The organism is Pontibacter amylolyticus (genome assembly GCF_014638845.1).
Classification (GTDB): Bacteria; Bacteroidota; Bacteroidia; order Cytophagales; family Hymenobacteraceae; genus Pontibacter; species Pontibacter amylolyticus.
Map to the genome: position 1 here is coordinate 634723 of NZ_BMFP01000001.1, position 20833 is coordinate 655555.

Annotated in this window: 15 protein-coding genes; 5 read left to right on the top strand and 10 right to left on the bottom strand. The window is 55.3% G+C overall.

Annotation, left to right across the window (positions count from 1 at the left end; all coding sequences use genetic code 11):
- Positions 1-22: 22 nt before the first annotated feature.
- The 5 genes from IEV97_RS02865 to IEV97_RS02885 form a co-directional block, all read right to left on the bottom strand.
- Positions 23-3034, bottom strand: coding sequence for a SusC/RagA family TonB-linked outer membrane protein (locus IEV97_RS02865; RefSeq protein WP_188499985.1), 3012 nt, complete (start codon positions 3032-3034; stop codon positions 23-25).
- Positions 3035-3084: 50 nt separating this feature from the next.
- Positions 3085-4284, bottom strand: coding sequence for an anhydro-N-acetylmuramic acid kinase (locus IEV97_RS02870; RefSeq protein ID WP_188499986.1), 1200 nt, complete (start codon positions 4282-4284; stop codon positions 3085-3087).
- A gap of 148 nt (positions 4285-4432) precedes the next feature.
- Entirely contained in the window at positions 4433-5113 is a 681-nt protein-coding gene (locus IEV97_RS02875; RefSeq protein ID WP_188499987.1) for an ABC transporter ATP-binding protein, read from the bottom strand.
- 28 nt (positions 5114-5141) lie between these two features.
- On the bottom strand, positions 5142-6401 hold the full coding sequence (locus IEV97_RS02880) for an ABC transporter permease (protein ID WP_188499988.1): 1260 nt from the start codon (positions 6399-6401) through the stop codon (positions 5142-5144).
- Between the two features lie 2 nt (positions 6402-6403).
- The gene (locus tag IEV97_RS02885; RefSeq protein WP_188499989.1) at positions 6404-7486 is read right to left on the bottom strand and encodes an efflux RND transporter periplasmic adaptor subunit; all 1083 of its coding nucleotides are present in this window, start codon (positions 7484-7486) and stop codon (positions 6404-6406) included.
- Between the two features lie 293 nt (positions 7487-7779).
- Between IEV97_RS02885 and IEV97_RS02890 the strand changes: the two genes are divergently transcribed.
- From IEV97_RS02890 to IEV97_RS02905, 4 genes are all read left to right on the top strand, one after another.
- Positions 7780-8553, top strand: a complete 774-nt coding sequence (locus tag IEV97_RS02890) for an SDR family NAD(P)-dependent oxidoreductase (RefSeq protein ID WP_229733759.1) — start codon at positions 7780-7782, stop codon at positions 8551-8553.
- Positions 8554-8678: 125 nt separating this feature from the next.
- Positions 8679-11456, top strand: coding sequence for a cation-transporting P-type ATPase (locus IEV97_RS02895; RefSeq protein WP_188499990.1), 2778 nt, complete (start codon positions 8679-8681; stop codon positions 11454-11456).
- Between the two features lie 65 nt (positions 11457-11521).
- Positions 11522-12283 carry an alpha/beta hydrolase gene (locus tag IEV97_RS02900; RefSeq protein ID WP_188499991.1) on the top strand — a complete coding sequence of 254 codons (762 nt, stop codon included), beginning with the start codon at positions 11522-11524 and terminating at the stop codon, positions 12281-12283.
- Positions 12284-12374: 91 nt separating this feature from the next.
- Positions 12375-12830: a TerB family tellurite resistance protein gene (locus tag IEV97_RS02905; protein ID WP_188499992.1), complete on the top strand. Its 456-nt coding sequence runs from the start codon at positions 12375-12377 to the stop codon at positions 12828-12830.
- A gap of 37 nt (positions 12831-12867) precedes the next feature.
- Here the strand turns inward: IEV97_RS02905 and IEV97_RS02910 are convergent, their stop codons facing one another.
- Complete coding sequence (locus IEV97_RS02910; protein WP_188499993.1) at positions 12868-13293, bottom strand: DoxX family protein; 426 nt, start codon at positions 13291-13293, stop codon at positions 12868-12870.
- Positions 13294-13475: 182 nt separating this feature from the next.
- Positions 13476-16664, bottom strand: a complete 3189-nt coding sequence (locus IEV97_RS02915; RefSeq protein WP_188499994.1) for an AsmA family protein — start codon at positions 16662-16664, stop codon at positions 13476-13478.
- Between the two features lie 293 nt (positions 16665-16957).
- Between IEV97_RS02915 and IEV97_RS02920 the strand changes: the two genes are divergently transcribed.
- The gene (locus IEV97_RS02920) at positions 16958-17290 is read left to right on the top strand and encodes a hypothetical protein (protein ID WP_188499995.1); all 333 of its coding nucleotides are present in this window, start codon (positions 16958-16960) and stop codon (positions 17288-17290) included.
- Between the two features lie 78 nt (positions 17291-17368).
- Here IEV97_RS02920 and dacB read toward each other — a convergent pair whose 3' ends face one another.
- From dacB to IEV97_RS02935, 3 genes are all read right to left on the bottom strand, one after another.
- On the bottom strand, positions 17369-18763 hold the full coding sequence (gene dacB, locus IEV97_RS02925) for a D-alanyl-D-alanine carboxypeptidase/D-alanyl-D-alanine endopeptidase (protein WP_188499996.1): 1395 nt from the start codon (positions 18761-18763) through the stop codon (positions 17369-17371).
- 102 nt (positions 18764-18865) lie between these two features.
- Positions 18866-19534: a hypothetical protein gene (locus IEV97_RS02930; protein WP_188499997.1), complete on the bottom strand. Its 669-nt coding sequence runs from the start codon at positions 19532-19534 to the stop codon at positions 18866-18868.
- Between the two features lie 166 nt (positions 19535-19700).
- Positions 19701-20264 carry a DUF1543 domain-containing protein gene (locus tag IEV97_RS02935; RefSeq protein ID WP_188499998.1) on the bottom strand — a complete coding sequence of 188 codons (564 nt, stop codon included), beginning with the start codon at positions 20262-20264 and terminating at the stop codon, positions 19701-19703.
- Positions 20265-20833: the final 569 nt, after the last annotated feature.

Below are 20833 nucleotides of genomic sequence, written 5' to 3' on the forward strand. Positions count from 1 at the left end.
TTTTCATAAGGTTAAGGAAGCATTAGAAGGTAAAGTTGAGGCCCAGCGCATAGGTTCTTGGGATCGGAACCTCCACAAAGTCAAAGCCTCTCACAGCATTGGTCTGACCAGCCGCATTCACTTCCGGATCATAGCCGCTGTAGTCGTCAATCGAGAACAGGTTACGCCCTGCCAGGCTGAGGCGCATGCTGTTACCTCCCAAAAAGGCAGGCTTAAAGTCATAGGCCACCGACACTTCTCTTAACTTGATAAAAGAGCCGTCTTCAATGTAATTCTCGAATATCCCGAACAGTGCAGTGGAGGTTCCTTTTGGCACTTCTCCTCGTAGCTCCGGCTCGTAACCGGCCAGTCCGCCATATAGGTCACGCTCGCCCACGCGGCGGGTGAAGTTGAACACATCGAAACCATAAACCGCATCAAACTGGGTACGGAACGACAGGCGTTCGCCCACCGAGATATCGTTTGTCCATGAGCCGGTCCAGTCCGGGTTAGGGTCGCCGATCACCTTGGGCACGGTGGCGCCTACCGGCTGCCCGTTTTCGGGGTTGCGCCCCGCCCGCTCAGGCTGTGGCAACCCGGCAGGATTCAGCAGCAGCGAGCCGTCGGGATTCCGGGCAAAATAGGTAGCGTAAAAGGCACCTAGCGGGTAACCATCCACAGCAGCCACCTGGCCGAAACCGCCCGGGAATGGCAGCACGCCACCCGGTATGTTATTCACTTCATTTTTGTTACGGGAATAGATCAGCGTAGAGGTCCAGCGCACACGCTCCGTCTGCACAGGCGCACCTGTGATCATCAGCTCAAAGCCTTTGTTGGTCATGGTACCGATGTTGGCGTACTGGTTCAGGAAACCCGAAGAAGGCGTCAGGCCGATGAACAACAGCAGGTCTTCCACATCTTTCTTGTAAACAGAGAACTCCAGACCCAGCCTGCCGCCCAGGAAACTCATATCGGCACCGAACTCGGTTTCTACCTGGCGCTCCGGCTTAATGCCCGAGTTACCCAATAAGGTCGATGGAATAACACCCGGAAGGCCTGGAAGTGAAACGGGGTTATAATTGGTATAGCGATCATAAGCTCCGATCGCTGTCAGGTTGCCCGCCTGCCCGTAGGAGGCACGAAGTTTGAAAATAGGAATGATTTCGCTGAGTCCCTGCCAGAAGCTCTCGTTGGAAACCAAGTAGCTGCCGCTCACTTTCGGGTAAAACTGCCACCTGTTGTCCTCTCCGAACACGGAAGACACGTCGTAGCGACCGGCACCCGTCAGGAAGAAACGCTGCCCGATCCCGAACGTCTGCTGGGCGAAAAAGCCCATGATGTTTATATCGGCTCGTCCATCGCTGGAGACGACCGTGGCACCGCCGGAACTAACCTGGGCGATCGGGCCTAACTGCGTGCCCGTTATACCTGTCGAGTAATATTTCTCCGTCTGCACCGTACCTCCTATACCTGTGGTGGACTCCAGCCAGTCGGTCAGGAAAGTGCGGTAAGAGGCATTCAGGTCGTTGTTAAGCAGATAAGAGGTGCGGTCGGCGCGGCGAGAGTAGCCGGCATTATAGGAGGGTGTTGTGTTGCCCACCGGTATATAGCCTGTCGCAATCTGCGTTGAATTGTCAAAGCCCAGCACGTAGCTTATGTTCAGGCCATTGATCGGGGTTAGGTTTACCTGAAAATCGCCGATGAAACGGTTGGTGCGCTGCCCGAAATCAAAGCGGTTGATGGCCTCGAGCGGGTTGGTACGACGCAAAATAGCCGTAGGCGCAGTGGAAGGGTATACCCCGTTCACCGGTTCCGGGTTGATGAAGTTATTGCTGAAGATAAAGCCGGTCAGGGCACCGTATGCTTCACTCAGGCCACCGTTCGGAATCTCTTCGCTGGTGCTGAGAACGTAGTTGGCTCCCAGCGACACCGATATCCAGTTCTTGATCGTCTGGTCGATTCGCAGACGGGCGCCTCCCCGCTTAAAAGTTGTGTTGTCAATGATGCCCTGGTTGCTCAGGAAGTTGCCGCTCATGTAGTATTGCGTATTCGCGCTGCCGCCCGACACCGACACATTGTTCTCCGTGCCAAAGGCCGTCCTGAAAATTTTGTCCTGGTAGTCATACCTTGTGACTGGCTCCTGCGTGAGGTCTGAGGCAAGATTGTTCACAAAGCGGAAGGGGTACTTGTTATAATCCAGCGTTTTGCGCACTTCATTTATCCGAAACTGGGTTGATACTGATATCTTTGGAGCACCCTCCACCCCGCGCTTCGTAAAGATCTGCACCACCCCGTTGCTTGCCCGTGACCCGTAGATAGCAGCCGCAGCAGCCCCTTTGATGATCTCGATGCGTTCAATGTCATTCGGGTTAATATCCACCAGTCGGTTCTGCGCATAGCCTCCCAGGTCGATCAGTTCAGGTGAGCTGTTGTTGATGATCACCCCATCCACTATGTAAAGCGGGTCGCCGGACCCCACGACCGTGCTGGTACCTCGCAGGCGCACGCTGATGCCACCGGCCGGGTTACCCGAGTTCTGACTGATCTGCGCACCGGCGACCTTGCCGGCCAGGGCCTGGTCTATGGACGTAGCCACACTGTTTTCGAGCGCATCAGAAGAAACGGTGGAGATAGCGTTACCCAGCTCTTTTTTGCTGGTTGCCACCGAGGTGCCTGTTACCACCACTTCATCCAGACCCACAATATCCTCCTGAATCTGCGCATCCAGCTGCACGGTCTGTTGATCACCGAGGGTAATGGAGCGTGTCTGTGGTTTAAAGCCGATGAAAGAAAACGTGAGCTGGTAAGTGCCCGGAGGCAGGGCGGCCGACAGGTTGTACACCCCGCTCGCATCAGTGGCCGTGGCGATGTTGTGGTTCTGAAACTTTACCACCACACCGGGCAGCGGAGACTTGGTGCGCGCATCTGTGACGGTGCCCGTAATGGCGTAGCGTGCCCCTTGCGCAATGGCTAGCTGACAGGCAGCTGCCAGCAGGAGGAAACACAGCAGGATGGCCTTTCCGGAGGCCGTCCCAATCAGGTAATTTTTTCTCATAGTGCCTCTTGTTTTGTACAGTTAAAATGTGATGTATAAGTGTTCAGGAATTACTCAGGTAAACTGATTTTCCCCATCAGCACGGAGGGTACGCGTCTCTTGCCAGGTCCAAAGGGGATTGGCTCCCCCACCAGGCATTCATTGGCCAGCGTGGCGAACAGCACCGCTTCCTTTGCATCCGGCGACACCCCCAGTTCGGCCGTGTTCCGGACTGTTGCGCCCGGCAAAAGTTCATTTATGTTTTGTATGAGCAGCGGATTGTGCATACCGCCGCCACTCAGGAAAATTTCAAATACAGCGTCGCCCAGCGAGCGGGTCAGGGCCCCGCAGATGGCAACGGCCGAAAACCTGTTCAGGCTCGCCATGACGTCTTCCGGGGACAGGTGCTCTGTATCGGATCTGCGTTGTGCCTCCGTCAGGTATGCGAGGTTGAACAGTTCCGGGCCGGTCGTTTTGGGAAAGTCCTGCTCAAAGAAGGGATGGTACAGCAGGGAGGCCACCAGTGCCTGGTTGTAGGTGCCTTTCCTGGCGATGGCAGCGTCGGCATCATAATAGGTGCCGGGAAATTGTTGCTGCACGTAGGCGTCCATCAACGTGTTGCCAGGTCCTACGTCGGTCGAGAAGATACGGCTCGTGTCCAGGTCACCGGGCAAGAAGGTAAAGTTGGCGATACCGCCGATGTTGAGCATGATCCGGTTCTGATTCCGTTTCGAGAAGAGCAGGTAGTCACCGTACACGGCCAGTGGGGCGCCCTCTCCGCCTGCCGCCACGTGCTTCTGCCGGAAGTCACTCAGTGTGATGACACCTGTGCCCATGGCTATATGATCGCCATCGCCAATCTGCAGTGTGGCATCCGGCATATCGGCTATACCGTGCAGCGACGCCGGGGCATGGTAGATGGTTTGGCCGTGGCTCGCAATCACGTCCACTTCAGTAGCGTCCACCCCCCACTCCTGCAGGCTTTTGTTGATGAGGTCTGCATGGAAGCGTCCGATGTAGGCATTGAGCAGGCAGACACGCTCCAGGTCAACTTCCCGCTTCGAGAAAATCGCTTTTACCTCCTTTTTAAAGGTTTCATCATAGGGCATGGTCACAAATTCACGCAATTCCATGCGTGTTTCAGTCCCCTGCCCCTCAAATTCACAAAGCGCAATATCAAGTCCGTCAAGCGAAGTGCCTGACATGAGGCCGATGATGGTTCTTTTCTTTTTACTGGCAACCTCAAAAAGTTGACTTAGTACTTTATTCATAAATTAATTAAATTTAATATAACAAAAAGTCAAAAGAACCATAGGTTCTTCATACGAATTACATAAAGTTTAGGTAATATACATATAGGCGAATTTCCGCATAATCAGGCAGAAATTCACAGGTAGGTCATAGGCATGGACGGCTTAATCAGCTCCTTATAATCCGCCCGTCCTCCATTTCGATGATGCGGTGCGTGTTTTCAGCAAATTCGGAGTCGTGGGTCACGATGAGCAGCGTTTGGTTGTGCTCCTCGGCAAGTTCCTTGAAGATATTGAACACGGTATCGCTGTTGCGCTTGTCGAGGTTGCCGGTGGGCTCGTCGCCCATGATGATGTGCGGATCGTTGATGAGGGCCCGGGCAATGGCCACCCGCTGCTTCTCCCCGCCCGAAACACGGTAAGCCGACTGTGCGGCCAGATGGTCTATCCCCAGCATCTTGAGTCGCTCCATGGCGCGGTGCTCTACTTCCTGCTCGCTATACCTGCCCAGCTTCAGGCCGGGCAGCATGACGTTGCGTAGCACCGTGAACTCGTTGAGCAGGTAGTGGAACTGGAACACGAAGCCGATCTTCTCGTTGCGGATGCGGGCTAGCTCAGTATCCGGACGACCTGACATCAACTCCTTGTCAATGAACAGCTCACCGGTATAGTCAGTGTCCATGGTGGAGAGAATGTAGAGGAGCGTGGACTTGCCGCAACCCGACTTCCCGATCACCGACACGAACTCCCCCTTGTTCACGGTGAACGTGATATCGCGGAGCACCTGCACCGTCACGGGGTCATGGAACTCCTTGTTGATGTTCCTCGCCTCCAGTATAATTTCCTGCATCTTTTCTTCGCTGCCTTTCATCCTATACCTATTTGCCCCTGATGATCTCGACCGGGTCCACCCTGCTTGCCTTGCGGGCCGGGAAGAAACCGGCAAAGTACGTGGTGATCAGGGAGAAAACCCCGCCGATGACGTAGTACACCACATCGTAGTTAACCGGGTACGTTGTGATGGTAGGCAATGCCGCTGTCACGAAGGGGATGCTGTCGATGATGGCAGAGAACACAAAGCCGAATACCAGCCCCACTATACCTCCGAAAAAGCCGATGCTCATCGCGATCAGCAGAAAGACCAGGTTCACATCGCGGCCGGAGAAACCGGTAGCCTTGAGGATGGCAATGGAGTCCATCTTCTCGTAGATCATCATGTTGAGAATGTTGAAGATGCCGAAACCCGCCACAATCAGCAGCGTGACGCCCACGGCATAGGAGATGAGCGAGCGCACGTTGCTTCCCGTCTCGAACTGGGCGTTGGCCGTCTGTATGTCTTCGGCATCGATATTGAAAAGCTGCGCATACTCCCGGGCAACGGCCGGGGCCTGCTCCAGGTCATGGAGCTTCACCTGGATGTCGGTCATGTAGTTTGCCGGTTTGCCGAGCAGCTTCTGGGTGGTGGCAATGGAGGCGTAGCTCTGCACTTTGTCGATCTCCTGTATACCTGACTGAAAGTACCCTACCACTTTCAGCGAAAAACGCTCACCCTGCGCCGTCGTCACCTGCACCACATCGCCTATGTCGGCCACCAGAATGTCTGCCAGTCCCTTGCCCAGAATGATGCTGTTGGCCACGTTTTTGGCGTCGATGGGATTGCCCGCTGTCACGTAGTCCTGAAAATTAAACAGGCGACTTTCCTCCTCCACATCAATGCCATTGATCACTCCGGTAATTTCGATCGTGCCCTCGTTGAAAAAGACCTGCGCCAGGAGCTTGGGGGTGGCGCCCAGCACCCGCTCGTCGGCTTTCACGGCCTGCAGAATGGGACCACTGTTGTAGATCTCCTGCCGGGTGATGCCGGCCTTCACGGAACTGATGAAATTGTAGGAATTCTTGTACTGCCCGGCCACGTTTACCGGCTGGTTTTCGCTCGGCTTGATCTCGTTGTAGAGGCGCACGTGCGGCGTGCGGTTCAGGATGAGGCCATCGAGCATATCGTTGAGGCCGTTCATGAAACCGAGCAGGGTGATGAACATGGCGATGCTGAAGGTCACCCCAACGGCGGCCACCAGCGTCTGCCGCCAGCGGGCCAGCAACATGGATTTCGCGATGCTGTATATCAGTTTGAAATTCATCCCTAAGGCTTCACGATCACATCTTCTTTCGACAAACCCTCCACAATCTCCACTTTCTGGTAGTCCTTCAGCCCGGTTTTCACCGGTACGCGTTCGTCTTTATCCTTCAGCACGTAGGCCCCGTCCACCAGGTACTCGCGTGGTATGGTCAGGGCGTTCTTTTTCGCCTGGATGATGATGTTGGCCTCTGTGGTCAGGTTGGGGTAGAGCGCGTCCGGCTTGGTCACAAACTCCGCCTCCACGGTAAAGGAGCGGGTGCGCTCGTTCATGGCCGGGTTGATCTTGGTGATGCGCCCTTCAAACACCTGGCCTCTATAGCTGTCGAGGTTAAGCAGCACCTGCTGGCCTGGCTTCACGCGGGCTATGTCGTACTCGTCCACCTGCAGCTCCAGTATAAATTCATCGGCATCGCCCAGCACCGCAATCGGCACCTGCGGACTCACCAGCTCGCCTTTCTCGCGCAGCACGCTGTATACCTTGCCGCTGGTTTCACTTTTCACGGTGTAATCGTCCCGCAGGGTCTCGCTGATCTGCAGGTTCTTCTGCGACTGGCGGGCGGCAAAATCGAGTTGCTTTTTGAGGTCGTTGTAGCGCAGGCGGGCGGAGCGGTAGGCTGTCTGGGAGTTTTTGTAGGCCAGTTCACGCTGCTCCAGCTCCACCCGGGTACCGATCTGGCTGGCCCAGAGGTTGCGCTGCCGGGCCAGTAGCAGCGAGTCGTTCTGCATGCGGCTGCGGGCCAGGTCGATCGTCTCCTGCAGCTCGGTCAGCTTCTCGGTATTGGCGCTCACGCGGGCGTACGCTGCAGCCAGTCGGGCATTCTCCGTGTTCAGCTGGGCGGCCTCGTTGCTGATGCGAACGAGCGTTTCGCCCCTTCGCACGGTATCGCCCTCCGTCACCAGTATTTCCTCGATGATGCCGCTCACAACCGGGTATACCTGGTACTGGTTGCGGCTTTTCACGAGGCCGGAAGCGTAGACGGCTTCCGAGATATCCTCCACGGTTGGCTGTGTGGTTTCCTGGCCGTCTCCGCAGGAGGTGAAAAAGGCCAGCAGCAGGAGCAGTTGTAAATAGTGTTTTGTTGACATGATACCTCAAACGTAAAAGACACTATGCAGCAGCACTTTCACTCACCCCACCCCTGCTTATACCTGCCCGATCTTTAAAGATTTGCTATACCTGCCGTGAGCAGGGCCGGAAAGGTGCTACGCTTCAAATGTACTACATTCAGTACACGATTGCATGATGACGCGTAAGCTTTAGAGTATATTATTCGATAACTGATATATGTTTCTCTCAGAAATGACAAGCGTCATAAAAAGGACCCTTCGGTCTTACGAAATTTGTCAGATAACGAACTTCTACCCCTAAAAAATAGATTATGAACGAGATGAAATCTAATAAAGCCAACCTGTTTGATGGAAAAGTGGCGCTGGTAACCGGCGGTTCCTCTGGTATCGGCAAATCAGCAGCCTTGCTCTACGCCCGCGAAGGTGCTAAAGTAGTGGTGTCCGACATCCACGAGGAGTCCGGCATGCAGGTGGTGCAGGAAATTGAGCAACTGGGCAGCCAGGCTATTTTTGTATCGGCCGATGTCTCAAAACCCGAAGACTGTGAGCGCATGGTACAACAGGCAGTTGAAAAGTTCGGGCGGCTGGACATTGCCTTCAACAACGCAGGTATAGGCGGTGAATCCAATACGATCGGCGATATGAGCATCGAGGGCTGGAATAAAGTCATCAGCATTAACCTCAACAGTGTGTTCTACTGCATGCACTACCAGATACGGCAGATGCTGCTGCAAGGCGGCGGTGCCATTGTCAACAACTCTTCCATCCTCGGACAGGTGGGCTTTGCCAACTCAGCTGCTTATGTGGCCGCCAAGCACGGCGTGGTGGGCCTGACCAAAAACGGGGGCCTGGAGTACGCTTCCAAAGGTATACGCATCAACGCTGTTGGTCCGGCCTTCATCAAAACCCCTTTGCTGTCCGGCATGGGCGAGGAAACGCTGCAGTTCCTGACATCCAAGCACCCGATAGGACGCCTGGGAGCCCCGGAGGAAATAGCAGAGCTGGTGATCTGGCTCAGTTCCGACAAGGCTTCTTTCGTATCGGGCGCCTACTACGCAGCCGACGGGGCCTACCTGTCCCAGTAATTGCCCGTACTACTTACAGTATACTACTTGCTTTCGTAATTCAGATACTCACCTTGTATTGGAATTATAACGGCCTGCGCGGGCATCACGAGCTTGGGCAGGTATAGACGAGAACTTGAGGCAATATGCGTGTAAGAGAAGAGAGAAAACCTGAAAAAACGACCCTATCACCAGACAAAACCCAGGACTGGCATAGCCTTGACGCCCGGGAGGCGCTCCAACTTTTACAGGTTGACCAGAAAAAGGGCTTAACACAAGAAGAAGCCGCCAGGCGGCAGGAAGCCTACGGCAGCAACGTGATGACGCAGCAGAAAAAGCAGAGCGCCCTGGTGCTGTTTCTGCTGCAGTTTCACCAGCCGCTCATCTACATTCTGCTGGCCGCCACCGTCGTCACGCTGCTACTGGGCGAGTACATCGACTCGAGCGTTATTTTCGGGGTTGTCCTGATCAACTCCATCATCGGCTACATACAGGAGTCAAAGGCCCTGGCCGCCATCGACGCCTTGTCCAAAAGCATGACCGCGAAAGCCACTGTGCTACGCGGGGGCAGTAAACAACATATCGATGCCTCGGAGCTGGTGCCTGGCGACATTGTGCTGCTGCAGTCCGGCGACAAGTTTCCGGCGGATGTGCGGCTGGTGCAGGCCCGCGACCTGAAGGTGGACGAATCGGCACTGACCGGGGAGTCGGTGGCAGTGGAAAAGCATTCGGAGCCTGTGGCCGCAGACGATGTGCTGGGCGACCGCTTTTCGATGGGGTTCGCCTCCACGGCAGTGACCTACGGGCAGGCAACCGGGTTGGTGGTGGCCACCGGCGACAAGACCGAGGTGGGCAAAATACAGGAATCCATCTCAGGCGCGCAGAACCTGGACACGCCTCTTACCATCAAAATAAAGGAATTCAGCAACCTGCTCCTATGGGTTATTCTTGGGCTGTGCGTCGTGCTTTTCGTGGTGGAGTACCTGCGGGGGGCGGACGCGTCTGACACGTTTATGCTGGCGGTAGCCCTGGCAGTGGGCGCTATACCGGAAGGATTGCCCGTGGCGGTTACCATCATGCTGGCGCTGGGGGTCTCTAAAATGGCCAAACGCCGCGCCATCATCCGCAAGCTGGTAGCCGTGGAAACCCTGGGCAGCACCAACGTCATCTGCTCCGACAAAACCGGTACGCTCACCGAAAACCAGATGACCGTGCAGCAGATCGCAGCCGGAGGTGAGCAGTACACCACGACCGGACTGGGTTACCGACCGGAAGGCGAAATTCAGCGGGAGGAAAGACAGGCGGACCTGCGCCACAACAAAGCCCTGGAGCAGTGCCTGAAAGCCGGTTTGCTGTGCAACGACAGTACCCTGAAAGAAAAGAACGGACAGTGGTTGATAGAAGGCGACCCAACCGAAGGGGCATTGGAAGTTGTTGCCCGAAAAGCCGGACTTGAGAAGCGAACGTTGGAGGAGCAGCAGCCTCGTCAGGACACCATCCCGTTTGAGTCGGAATACCAGTACATGGCCACGCTACACGGCGGCGACAGACCCCTCATTTACCTCAAAGGCTCTGTAGAAGCCGTGCTGGAGCGCAGCAGCAAAGCCCTGCTGCCAGACGGCGAACCGGGCGAGCTCGACAAGGAGCATATCGAAAAGCAAGTGGAGCAAATGGCCGGCGAGGGCCTGCGCGTACTCGCTTTCGCCATGCTGGGGGCGACCGAAGGCCAGACGCAGATCGACCACAAACACACCAGTTCCGACCTCATATTCCTGGGCCTGCAGGGCATGATCGACCCACCCCGCCAGGAAGCAATGGAGGCTGTGGCCCTTTGCCAGCGCGCAGGTATAGACGTGAAAATGATTACGGGTGACCATGCCGTGACGGCCGCAGCCATTGCGAGCCAGATTGGGTTGAGAGGCCGCCAGGAAAATGGCCAGCTGGTGGCCGTAACCGGCAAGCAGCTGCAACAGATCGGTGACCAGGAATTGCCCGACCTCGTCGAGAAGACCGCCGTATTTGCCCGTGTGGCACCTGAGCAGAAACTGCGACTGGTCAAAGCACTGCAGTCGCGCAGCAAGGTGGTGGCCATGACGGGTGACGGCGTGAACGACGGCCCGGCCCTGAAGCAGGCTAACATCGGCATCGCCATGGGCATCACCGGAACCGATGTGGCCAAGGATGCCTCCGACATGGTTCTGACTGATGATAACTTTTCGTCGATAGAAGGCGCCGTAGAAGAAGGTCGGGGCGTGTTCGACAACCTGACCAAGTTTATCGTCTGGACGCTGCCCACCAACCTGGGGGAATCGCTGATTCTGCTGCTGGCGGTGGCACTGAACTCACAGCTTCCGATGCAGCCCGTACAGCTGCTCTGGATCAACATGACTACCTCTGTGCTATTGGGGCTCATGCTGGTTTTCGAGCCCAAAGAGCCTGGCATCATGGACCGTCCGCCACGCCCATCCGACCAGCCGCTGCTCACCACAAAGCTCATCATGCGTACGCTGCTTGTCGGATTCCTGATGCTTATATGCTCCTATGGACTGTTTTTATATGAAATGGGCCGGGGTGCAACTCTCAGAGAGGCCCAGACCGTTGTCACTACGGTATTTGTGGTAGTGGAGTCTTTTTACCTGCTCAACTGCCGCTCGCTGGTGCGGCCGATCGGCCAGATTGGCTGGTTCACCAACCCGTGGGTGTATTACGGCATCGCTGTCATGTTCCTGGTGCAGGCGCTCTTCATTTACACGCCGTTCATGAACATGCTCTTCGGTTCCAGTCCGCTGGAGGCCGTGCAGCTGCTGCGCATTTTTGGGGCGGGGGCCGTCGTGTTCACGATAATCTCCATTGAAAAGCAGATTCGCTTCCGGTTGGGTACCAGAAGATTGAAGGCCGCGAAAAAGGGAGAACAGCTAACCTAGCGTATACCTTGGTGAAGCGGGTGATCGGAGTGGCAGTTATAATTTGTACCTTATACCTTGTGGGGATGGGTTTACTTTCATTTCAGCAGGAGAAGCTGATTTTCTTTCCGGAGAAACTTCCTGCAGACTACACTTTCCGCTTCGACCGGAAGGCAGAAGAAATACGTACACCTGCACCGGATGGTGTGTTGCTGCATGGTCTGCTTTTTAGGGTTGACGAGCCGAAGGGACTAGTGTTTTACCTGCACGGCAACGCAGGCTCAGTGGCCAGCTGGGGGTGGGTGCACGAAGCCTATACCACATTGGGCTACGATGTGTTTGTGCAGGACTATCGTGGATACGGCAAAAGCGAGGGCGAGATCAGCAGCGAGAAGCAGTTTTATAACGATGCCGAAACGGCCTTTCTGGAAATGGCTGGTAGGTATAGCGGCCAGCACATCATCGTGGCCGGCTACTCCATTGGCACGGCGGCAGCGGCGCGACTGGCGGCCCTGCATACCCCCACGCTGCTGCTGTTGCAGGCGCCTTACTACAGCCTGGGTGATTTGATGCAAAGCCTCTACCCGATGGTGCCGGGCTTTCTGCTCCGCTACAAGTTCGAAACGTATACCTATGTGGCGCAAACCAAATCGCCCATCGTCATTTTCCATGGCGCGCAGGACGAGATCATTTACCCGGGCTCTTCAGAAAAGCTGAAAGCATATCTAAAGCCCTCCGACAACGTTATCCTTCTCGAAGGACAGGGCCACAATGGCATGAACGAAAACCCGGCTTTCCGCCGCCAACTGGCACAAGTGCTCGCCAGTCTGCCTGCTGCAAAGCCCTGAAACTATACCTGACTGAGAACACCATGCTATACCTGAAACAGGTACAGCAATCATAAAAAAACCGGAGAAAACAAGAAAATAACAAGAAAGCATGGAAGGCGTTTTTAACACCACGGGTCGGACAAATGTACCTGACACCTATACCTACACCCCGCAAAACGAGCAGGAAGCCTGGATTGCCATTATGCACGCCTGCGTGGCCGTGGACGACGACGTGGCCGATGTAGAACTGGACGAAATGGCGCAAACCCTGGCCGACCGGCCGCTTTTTGAGGGGCACGACATCATGGCCTACAGCCGGAGCGTCTTCTACGCGCACGTGCAGCTGGGCAGCAAAATACTGATCGACAACTCGGTGGACCTGGTGTCGGAGGAGAGCCGCCCTACCCTGTTCGCCCATACCATCCAGCTGGTGCTGTCAGACTGCGTGGTGACCGAAAAAGAGGAGGAGCTGATCCAGTACCTGTACTCCGCCCTGGACATGGACGAGAATCAGGCACAGGAGATCGTCCGGGATGTATTGCTCCTCAACAAGGACAAGAAATAGCCCGCTATACCTGCTGCTGTGCTGAAGCGCTTGCCTGTCAGGTATAGCTGGCCCGTCTGCTCTCTTCCCGGCTTACCCCTCTGCCCATGGCGGCGTCCACGCTCCAGATACCGGCACCGCGGGCGGCCATGTACAGGAACAGAAAGCAGTAGAGCACGGCAGCTTCCCCCTGGTTGAGCAGTGGGTTCCAGCCCTGGGGAACGTGCGCCATGAAGAAAGCCACCGCCATCTCACCACTGGCAATAAAGGCTGCCCAACCGGTCAGGAATCCAAGCGCGATCATGAGCCCGGCCACCAGTTCTATGATACCGGCCAGCCCCATCAGCGAGGCTATTTCCACGGTGTTGCCATCGCCGGGCCAGCCGAAGAGCTTTTGGGTACCGTGCATGGCAAACAGCAATCCGGCTACAATGCGCAGGATGGCGTACAGTTGCGGGCTGTAAGGCCCCAGAAATCTTTCCATTTTTTTGAGCTTTATACCTGCTTGGTTAGCAGACTGTTTTACAAGCACTTACATACGGAAATGACGATTTTAGGATTATATTATTGAATTAATCCAAGCTACCCATTCACTAAGCGACATGGGCACACGATTACGATCTTGGCAAGGCAGTGTTGAATACTTATTTAACGTAAGCGGGAAGGCTACTTGATTTCGGAGAAGGCCGTATCGATCTGGTACTGCTCCAGCACATCCAGAAACTCGTTTCGGAGCACCAGGGAAATATCCTCTCTTTCTTTCCGGTTGCTGAGCTTCACTTTGTATTTGTCCTGGTCCCGCACCAGCACCAGGTGCTGTTTGCTCTGGCTTTCCTTGAGTGACAGCGTATCTTCCTGTATCTGTTCAATGCGGCGCTGGTTGTTTCCGAAGAGGACGTTGAAAACGTTGATGTCCACGCTCAGGCTGGCATCCCCACGCATGGTGTAGGAGCCCCTGAGATCGAAGGACGACAGGTTGTTGTTCATGCTGAAACCGGGCGCTACAAACTTATTCTTGTAGAGTACAAAGTCGGCATCCACATCCTCGAAAAACAGGTGCCCGGTCCGCTCCTTCCGTATGAACCCCAGGGCTTCCTGTATAGGCTTAATGTCGATCAGTTCCATGCCCCGGAAAGAGGCCCGGCTGTAGGCCACCGTACGGTCGAAGCTCGGCGTGAAGGTTCCATCCAGCTTGGTATACACGGTCAGGTTACAGTCTGCCTTGCCTTTGATGTTCTGGCTTCCCAGCATATCGAGCTCCATCTGCTCGGCCACCGCAAACAATTGCTCCAGGTCCACGTCCTGCACCTGCGCCTTCAGCCGGACGGGAATGGTGTCGGAGGGCTCGTTCAGGTACATCATGCCGTGCGAAAATATCTTGCCGCCGAAGGCTTGCAGGGATAGCTTGTCGAGTTGCGCCTGCTCCCGGTCCATGCGGGCCCTTATCTCCAGGTTGCTTCCTTTCAGGTACTCATACTTCAGTTCCTGTGCCTCTACATACAGTCCCAGGTCGTATACCTTCTCCCGCAGTTTATTCATGCCCTTTTCCTGCTCCTCTTTCTTCTCCGCCAGGTTCTGCGGCTGGTCTTCGGGCAGCAGCGTTTTCAGCGCCGCGAAATTTTGCATGAAGGCCTGCAGGTCCAGGAAATCATATTGCAGGTGCACGTCCAGGTATGGCCGGGTCAGTTTCGAACTGAGCAGGTAGAAGCCGCCGTTGGCAGTGGCCGCACCGCCTTTGCTTGTCTTAAAGCGCATCTCCTGCATCGTCACGTGGCTCTTGTTCTTATGCAGGTGCACGGTGAGGTGCTGCAGGTCTTCTTCGCCGGGCAGGTCAATGTGCTTCACGCGCAGGGACAGCTGTACCTTCTGCAGCGGCATCAGGAAAGCCATGCCTTCGGCTTTGTCTGTCGATGCAGTTTTTTTACCGTTGCCCGTGGAGCCGGCAATCGCGTTCACCTGCTGCAGGCTGGTCAGGTCGAGGGTGCCCATATGGGCTGCCAGTTGTATGCTGGCATCATGCAGTTTCCGGTTGTCGTTCGGCGCCGACACGTTTCCGGTCACCGTGATCCCCTGCGAGGTCAGTCCGATATCGGAGAGCGTGAGGCGCTTGCCGTCGCTCGTCAGCCGGGCCCGCATGTTTTGAACAGACGCCTCCTGCATGTTGAGCTGCTGACAGGCCAGCCGCATGTTCAACCTTAAAAACTCAGGCAGGATGGTGGTGGTCGCGACGACTGCATTGGCCGCGGCCGTTTGCTGCCCGCCGGCTTTAGCGTCAGGCGCCGGCTTGAGCCAGGCTGTGTTTACCTGTTTCAGTTTCACGGCGCCTCTTACTGTCACGGTTTGTTGCTGGCCCAGGAGGTAATTCATCGCATCGCGCACTGAGCCTTCTACTGTAAAAGCCTGCCCGCCCAGTTTGCCGCCCATACCTTGCAGCCGCAGTTCGTTCCCCGCCAGCTTCGCCTCTCCGTTCAGGTCGGTGAAGGGCACGGTGAGCTTTGCCGGCTGAAAGCCTACCTGCTGCAGGCGGATAGCCCCCTGCCACTGCAGGTCATCCTCCCGCAGCCGGTCCTCGCCGGCATACAGATTTCCTTTGATGGTGACGTCGCCGGCCAGCGTTCCGCGCGGCAGGGAGAGGTAGTCCGGGGGCATCAAGTCCGCCAGGCTGTCCAGGGTATAGCTTCCGCTGAGACGCGCATCCACAAAGGGTTTGGTAAAGTCTGTGATCTTGGCCTTGAGTTGCAGGCTGTCCTGGCCGGTGCGGACCGCTACCCGATGCAGCGTGAACGAACTCGACTCCGGTGCATGCTTGGGACCGTTGTCCAGGAGCCCGGCAATTTGGATATGCGATAGCGTGATGCGACTGGTGGGCCAGTGCAGTTTCCCATCCTGCAAGGCAAAGTGCAGTTTGTTTCTGGGGCGCTTCGTGGGCCCGGAGTGGCCGGCAATGTGGTAGTGCAGCTTCACGCGACCGGCGCTCTCCACCTGCCGGAGCAAAGGTATGGACTTGACCGAATTCATCTGGTTGAGCAGAAAGAAAAAGGGCTGCTCGCCTTTAAAGTGCAGGTCCAGCTCTGACCCTGGTCCGTTGGCCGTCTTTTGGTGCGTGCCGGAGATCAGCACTTCATTTTCGTTCAGGATGGCTTTGCTGTCCTCAATTCTTCCCAGCTTTTTGTCCAGATCGTAGGTATAGCGCGCATCGGCCGTGAAGTCTCTGTCCTCGAAAAGGCGTAGGTCACGGCTGCTGATGTAGTTGATCTTACCCTCTAATTTGCCTGTTATTTTGAGGACCCTATCACTTAGGTTTGCTGCCAGATCAGAGTCGAGCAGTTGGATCGAAAATGCGCTCGCCTTGTACTGGTTTTCGCTCAAAAAGCGGGCGTTCCTGATCCTGAGCTGCGGGATGTTCAATTCGAAATCACCCGAGTCGTCGTCTTGCTTTTCACCTTTGCCGAAGCTGAGGCTGCGTTTGTGGCCCGTTGAGTCTACCTGCTGATGAAACGTGAGGCCGTCGAGGTATACCTTGCTGATGCGAAGCCTACCATAGGGCCACTGCAGCACTGGCACCAGCACCTCCGCATGCTGCACGGCCAGCACTTCCACTGGCTGCGCACCGCTGGTATCCTTTAGTGAAATATTGTCGAGCGTGAGGGTCAGGTAGGGGAAGTTTTTCCAGTTGGAGATATCTGACTGAAAAGGCGTCAGCACCAGGTTGGGATCCTTGGTCAAGGTCGTTCTGATAAGGGCCGGTAACTTGTCCCGGTAGAGCGGGGCCAGCAGAAACTGAGCCGCCACCACCAGGGTGAGTGCCAGTCCGAATATCAGCAGAAAGATCTTAACGAGGGGGCGCGTTTTCATAAGAGATTGTATTGCCTGACCGAAGGGTTAGTTTCCGGTTTGCTTCTCCTTAAACTCCCTTTTTGCAAGAAAGTTGGGTTCACCCACGCTTATCCGAACCTCCTGTGTTATATAGATTTATGCTATATGGTTGCCGGAATTTATTCAGCGCTGATTCTGATTGATCATGACGCAGGGAATGGAGGTACCCGGGCCGCTTCCTAACCCAAACCCGGCCCGCCCCCGTACAACGAACTAACCCTGGCGCATTTCCGGGGTTGGTTATTTATGTTCTACCTAATAGAAAACAAACCATGAGCGACAACAATAGAAATATCTCTGAAGATCCGAATTCAAGAAAAGGCGAAGGCGTGAGCGGCCTGGGCAAAGGCAAGCAGACCGGCCCGGTGGCAGGCGGCGCCGACAACACCCGCGGCGAGAACAAGCCAAGTCGTGAAGGAAGCAGCGGCGGTGCCAAGCACGGCAAAGACAACCCTCGGGAGCAGAAAAGTCCGCAGGGCTCCAATGCCAACCCCACCACAACCAACCGCGGCGCTGACAGCTCTGATAAGGAATTCCGCAACAACCAGCCGAACCCAAGCACGATCACAGATCCGAACATGAAAAACAAGGAGCGCAATAACTAAGGCTATACCTAAGCCTGAAATGAATAAAGCCCCGGCAATTGTCGGGGCTTTTGTTTTATACCTCAGAAGTGGCTATACCTATTTCAGTTCATTCAGCACCGCGTACATCTTTTTCACGAGTGATGAGGCCGAACCGTTGTAGTTGTTCACCACGAAAGAGAATACATACTCCTGTCCGTCTTTGGCTTTGTGGTAACCGGTAAAACCTTTTACGCCGCGTATGGTGCCGCTCTTCATTTTCATACTGTTGAATGTAGGCAGTGAGGCATGTAAACCCGGATACCACGGCTGCTGGCGGGCATGGAGCAACAGCTGCACCTGGGCATGCGTTGTCACCCGGTTGAGCGGAGACAGCCCGGAGCCGTCCACCATGGCTAGTTCGGATTCGGCTATCCCTTTGCTTTTCCAGTGCTGCCGGATTTTGTTCAGCCCCTCGCGGGTATCGCTGGTGCCGCCATCGGTATAGGCAATCGTTTTGGCCAGGGCCTCGCCATACAGGTTGATGCTTTTGCGGTTGAACCAGTACACGATACTGTCCATTGGTGGTGAAGTGACGGTATGGAAGAAGGTATAGCCTTGCTGCGGCACACCAATGTGCTGCAAAACGGCCTGCTGCGGTATGCTGATTCCGAGTGTCCGGAGGGTATCGGCCAGCATGCTCACAAACTGATTGGCTCCGGAAGGCAGTGCACCCGATATCTTAAAACTGCTCTCGTTGACAGGTATAGTACCGCGTATGGCGGCCGTGGAAGTACCCACCGGGAAGTAGATGTAGGCATTGTCGCCGGTCCCCGCTGCTGCAGAAGTAAGCTCGGAGCGCAGGCCATAGCCGTTGAGGCTCGGCATCGTCTTTACGATCGAAACAGGCTCGCCGATCTGCTTGCCCGACTTGAGGATCACATCGTACTGGTTTTCGCGCCAGTTGAGTTTGGCGGCACCTGCCCCGTAGTAGTTGGCAATGTCCTGCCACATCCAGCCGTCGGGCACCGTTTCTTCGTTCCAGCCTTCGTTGCTCACCACCACCTCGTTTACCGTTTTTATACCTGCACGCTGCATGGCTTTAACTAAGTCCTTCAGCACAGCGTTCTCTTTGGTCTCGGGCCAGCGCCAGCTTCCCAGCGTCGGGTCGCCACTCGGCAGGATGAGGAGCGACGTTTGCTTGCCGTTTTTGCGAAGGGCAAATTTCGTTTCGTAGCGATAGGCTTTGCCCAGCAGTTCATAGGCACTGATGCTGGTGATGAGCTTCATGGTGGAGGCAGGCGCCAGCCCGATTTTGCTGTTGCGGTCGTACACGACCTGCCCTGTTTTAGCGTCCACCACATAGAGCGAAGCGATGCCGTTCTGCAATTGCGAATCAGCTTCGAATTTCTGGAAAGCGGTAGTGAGTTTTGCCGTAACGGACTGCGCCCAGGTCTGCTGTTGCGTCAGTAAACAGGCAATCAGGAAGGTGATTGAGGTGATGCGGGTTTTCATAAGCAAAAATTACGCATTTCTGCCGTATCCCCAAACCTTAAAACCAAAACGGCCGCTTTATTCCTGCGAATAAGCGGCCGTTCACAATGTTATATCCTGCTGCTACCAGTTAAAGTTACCGCGGTCTCTGTTGCGCTCGTTGTAACGGCGCTCGTCGTCGGATCTGCGCTGCTGGTTGTGGCCCCAATTGTTGTAGGCGCTGCGCTCGCGGTCTTCGTCGCGGTTGTTATACCTGGTGGAGCCGTAGCCTGTGTCGCGGAACTCGTCAAAGCTGCGGTTGTATCCTCTGTCGCCCCTGTCTTCGTTTCGGTAGCCGGACCTTGACAAGTTGCTGTCCATGTAGCCCGTGACACGGTAACGGCTGCCGGATTCTTCGTTCATGCGTCCACGATAGTCGAAATCACCGGAACCGCTAAAGTTCTGGCGACTGTGCTCGTTGTGGTCGTAGTAATTCCGGTCGCCGCCCAGGTGGCTTGGTCTTTCGCGACCTGACATGCCGTAGTTCGATGGTCCATAGGCAGAGCCGCCGCCATAGGTGCTGCCGCCTTCGCCGTAGCGTGTGCCGCCGCTGAAGTCGCCGTAAGCACGTGTTCCGTGGGACATCCTACCGCGATCGTCTCGGTCTTCGTAACGGTCACTCCTGCGCTGGCTGCTCTCCGGGTTAAAGCGCGACAGGCTGTGGGTGTTGCCAGTTCGGGCATTGCCGTGTTCATCGAAGTCGGCGTAATGGTTCTTGCGGGGGCGGTCGTTATACTCGTTGTTTCTGTTCATAGCTTCGTTATTTAGGTTAACACACTCCCTCTCATAACGCAGCAAACGTGTGCATGTTCTTCACCGCTCCCTTAAAATCCTTTCAGAGACCTACGCCATCGACCACCGCCAGGCCGACCCATCACGGATTCAGCGTATAGCTAACACCAACTAATCACCGCTATACCTACAGCTTATGCAGCTGGAAGTAACCCAGGTGCAGCTCGTCTTCAGCGCTTACTATACCTGGTGTGATCTCGATTCTGAACTGCTGTTTGTCCTCCGCTGTCAGGATGTCTTTTACTTCAAACACTTCGTCCACGTCCACGCCAAACTTATCGTCGATGTGCGAGGTGGCGCCTTTGAAACCGGTGTGCTTGTAAAAGGCCGTTTGTTTGGCCTGCTGCACCGCTCCCGCCTGATCTTGTGCCACTGCCAGCATCTTGTAGTGGAATTCGTCGAACTCGCCTGGTTTATAGCCACCCAGGTTCAGAAAGAAAAGTTTATCTGCGCCAGCTTCAGCAGGTTTAGCCGCTTTGGGCACGACCTTTACCTGGTACCCATCTACCTGCGTCACTTCCCGCCAGGCATCAACGTGCATGTTGCCCTTCGCTTCAGGCCAGAAAGATTTGATGGCTGGCACCAGGTCCTTCACCTGCTCGCCGATGGCAAAGAACATGTCGTGCTGTTCGGTATTGCGTCCAGTCGGCCGGCAACCGAGCATCAGCATGAAGAGTTTTGGATGTTGCATTGGTGTACTTTTCGTATGAATGTATTGTCGTAACGGTGCTTTTTTGTCTGAATCTTTATATAGGGGCCCTACCCCAAGGATTTACAGGATTAAAAGATTAACCCGATTCTTGTGCACGATTGTCATCCCCCTGCCCCTCCCGAAACAAGTCCGGGATCTTCGACTTCGAAGGGTGACTCTGCCTTCTCTTCCTGTCATCCTGAAAGGATCTTGATTGGATGGGGACAGGCAGTCACTACAGCCCACCCCTCCCTTTGTCGAGGGCCCCTACCCCCAGAGGGGATTTTCTGCTACTTCTACTTCACAGGTATAAGCCCTGTGGTTTTAGCAGTTCCTGTGCTATACCGGGTCCAACCACCCCTGACCCCTCCTTGTCCAAGGAGGGGAGTTTCCGCCGCTGCCATTTCAAGGTATAAACTTCGTCGTTCTTGCTACAGTCCACTGGCAGGTATAGCAAGACTAACTTGCACACTAGCTACAAAGCAATGACTTTAGCCCGGTGCATAACCGACGATTTTGTGTTTGAGCGGTCAGCGAGTTTAAAATCGTCTTGATTTTTTTGCTTACTG

Excerpts from the sequence above, each read along its gene's own strand:
- IEV97_RS02865 (WP_188499985.1), bottom strand. The coding sequence starts at position 3,034 with ATGAGAAAAAATTACCTGATTGGGACGGCCTCCGGAAAGGCCATCCTG.
- IEV97_RS02870 (WP_188499986.1), bottom strand. The coding sequence starts at position 4,284 with ATGAATAAAGTACTAAGTCAACTTTTTGAGGTTGCCAGTAAAAAGAAA.
- IEV97_RS02875 (WP_188499987.1), bottom strand. The coding sequence starts at position 5,113 with ATGCAGGAAATTATACTGGAGGCGAGGAACATCAACAAGGAGTTCCAT.
- IEV97_RS02880 (WP_188499988.1), bottom strand. The coding sequence starts at position 6,401 with ATGAATTTCAAACTGATATACAGCATCGCGAAATCCATGTTGCTGGCC.
- IEV97_RS02885 (WP_188499989.1), bottom strand. The coding sequence starts at position 7,486 with ATGTCAACAAAACACTATTTACAACTGCTCCTGCTGCTGGCCTTTTTC.
- IEV97_RS02890 (WP_229733759.1), top strand. The coding sequence starts at position 7,780 with ATGAACGAGATGAAATCTAATAAAGCCAACCTGTTTGATGGAAAAGTG.
- IEV97_RS02895 (WP_188499990.1), top strand. The coding sequence starts at position 8,679 with ATGCGTGTAAGAGAAGAGAGAAAACCTGAAAAAACGACCCTATCACCA.
- IEV97_RS02900 (WP_188499991.1), top strand. The coding sequence starts at position 11,522 with ATGGGTTTACTTTCATTTCAGCAGGAGAAGCTGATTTTCTTTCCGGAG.
- IEV97_RS02905 (WP_188499992.1), top strand. The coding sequence starts at position 12,375 with ATGGAAGGCGTTTTTAACACCACGGGTCGGACAAATGTACCTGACACC.
- IEV97_RS02910 (WP_188499993.1), bottom strand. The coding sequence starts at position 13,293 with ATGGAAAGATTTCTGGGGCCTTACAGCCCGCAACTGTACGCCATCCTG.
- IEV97_RS02915 (WP_188499994.1), bottom strand. The coding sequence starts at position 16,664 with ATGAAAACGCGCCCCCTCGTTAAGATCTTTCTGCTGATATTCGGACTG.
- IEV97_RS02920 (WP_188499995.1), top strand. The coding sequence starts at position 16,958 with ATGAGCGACAACAATAGAAATATCTCTGAAGATCCGAATTCAAGAAAA.
- dacB (WP_188499996.1), bottom strand. The coding sequence starts at position 18,763 with ATGAAAACCCGCATCACCTCAATCACCTTCCTGATTGCCTGTTTACTG.
- IEV97_RS02930 (WP_188499997.1), bottom strand. The coding sequence starts at position 19,534 with ATGAACAGAAACAACGAGTATAACGACCGCCCCCGCAAGAACCATTAC.
- IEV97_RS02935 (WP_188499998.1), bottom strand. The coding sequence starts at position 20,264 with ATGCAACATCCAAAACTCTTCATGCTGATGCTCGGTTGCCGGCCGACT.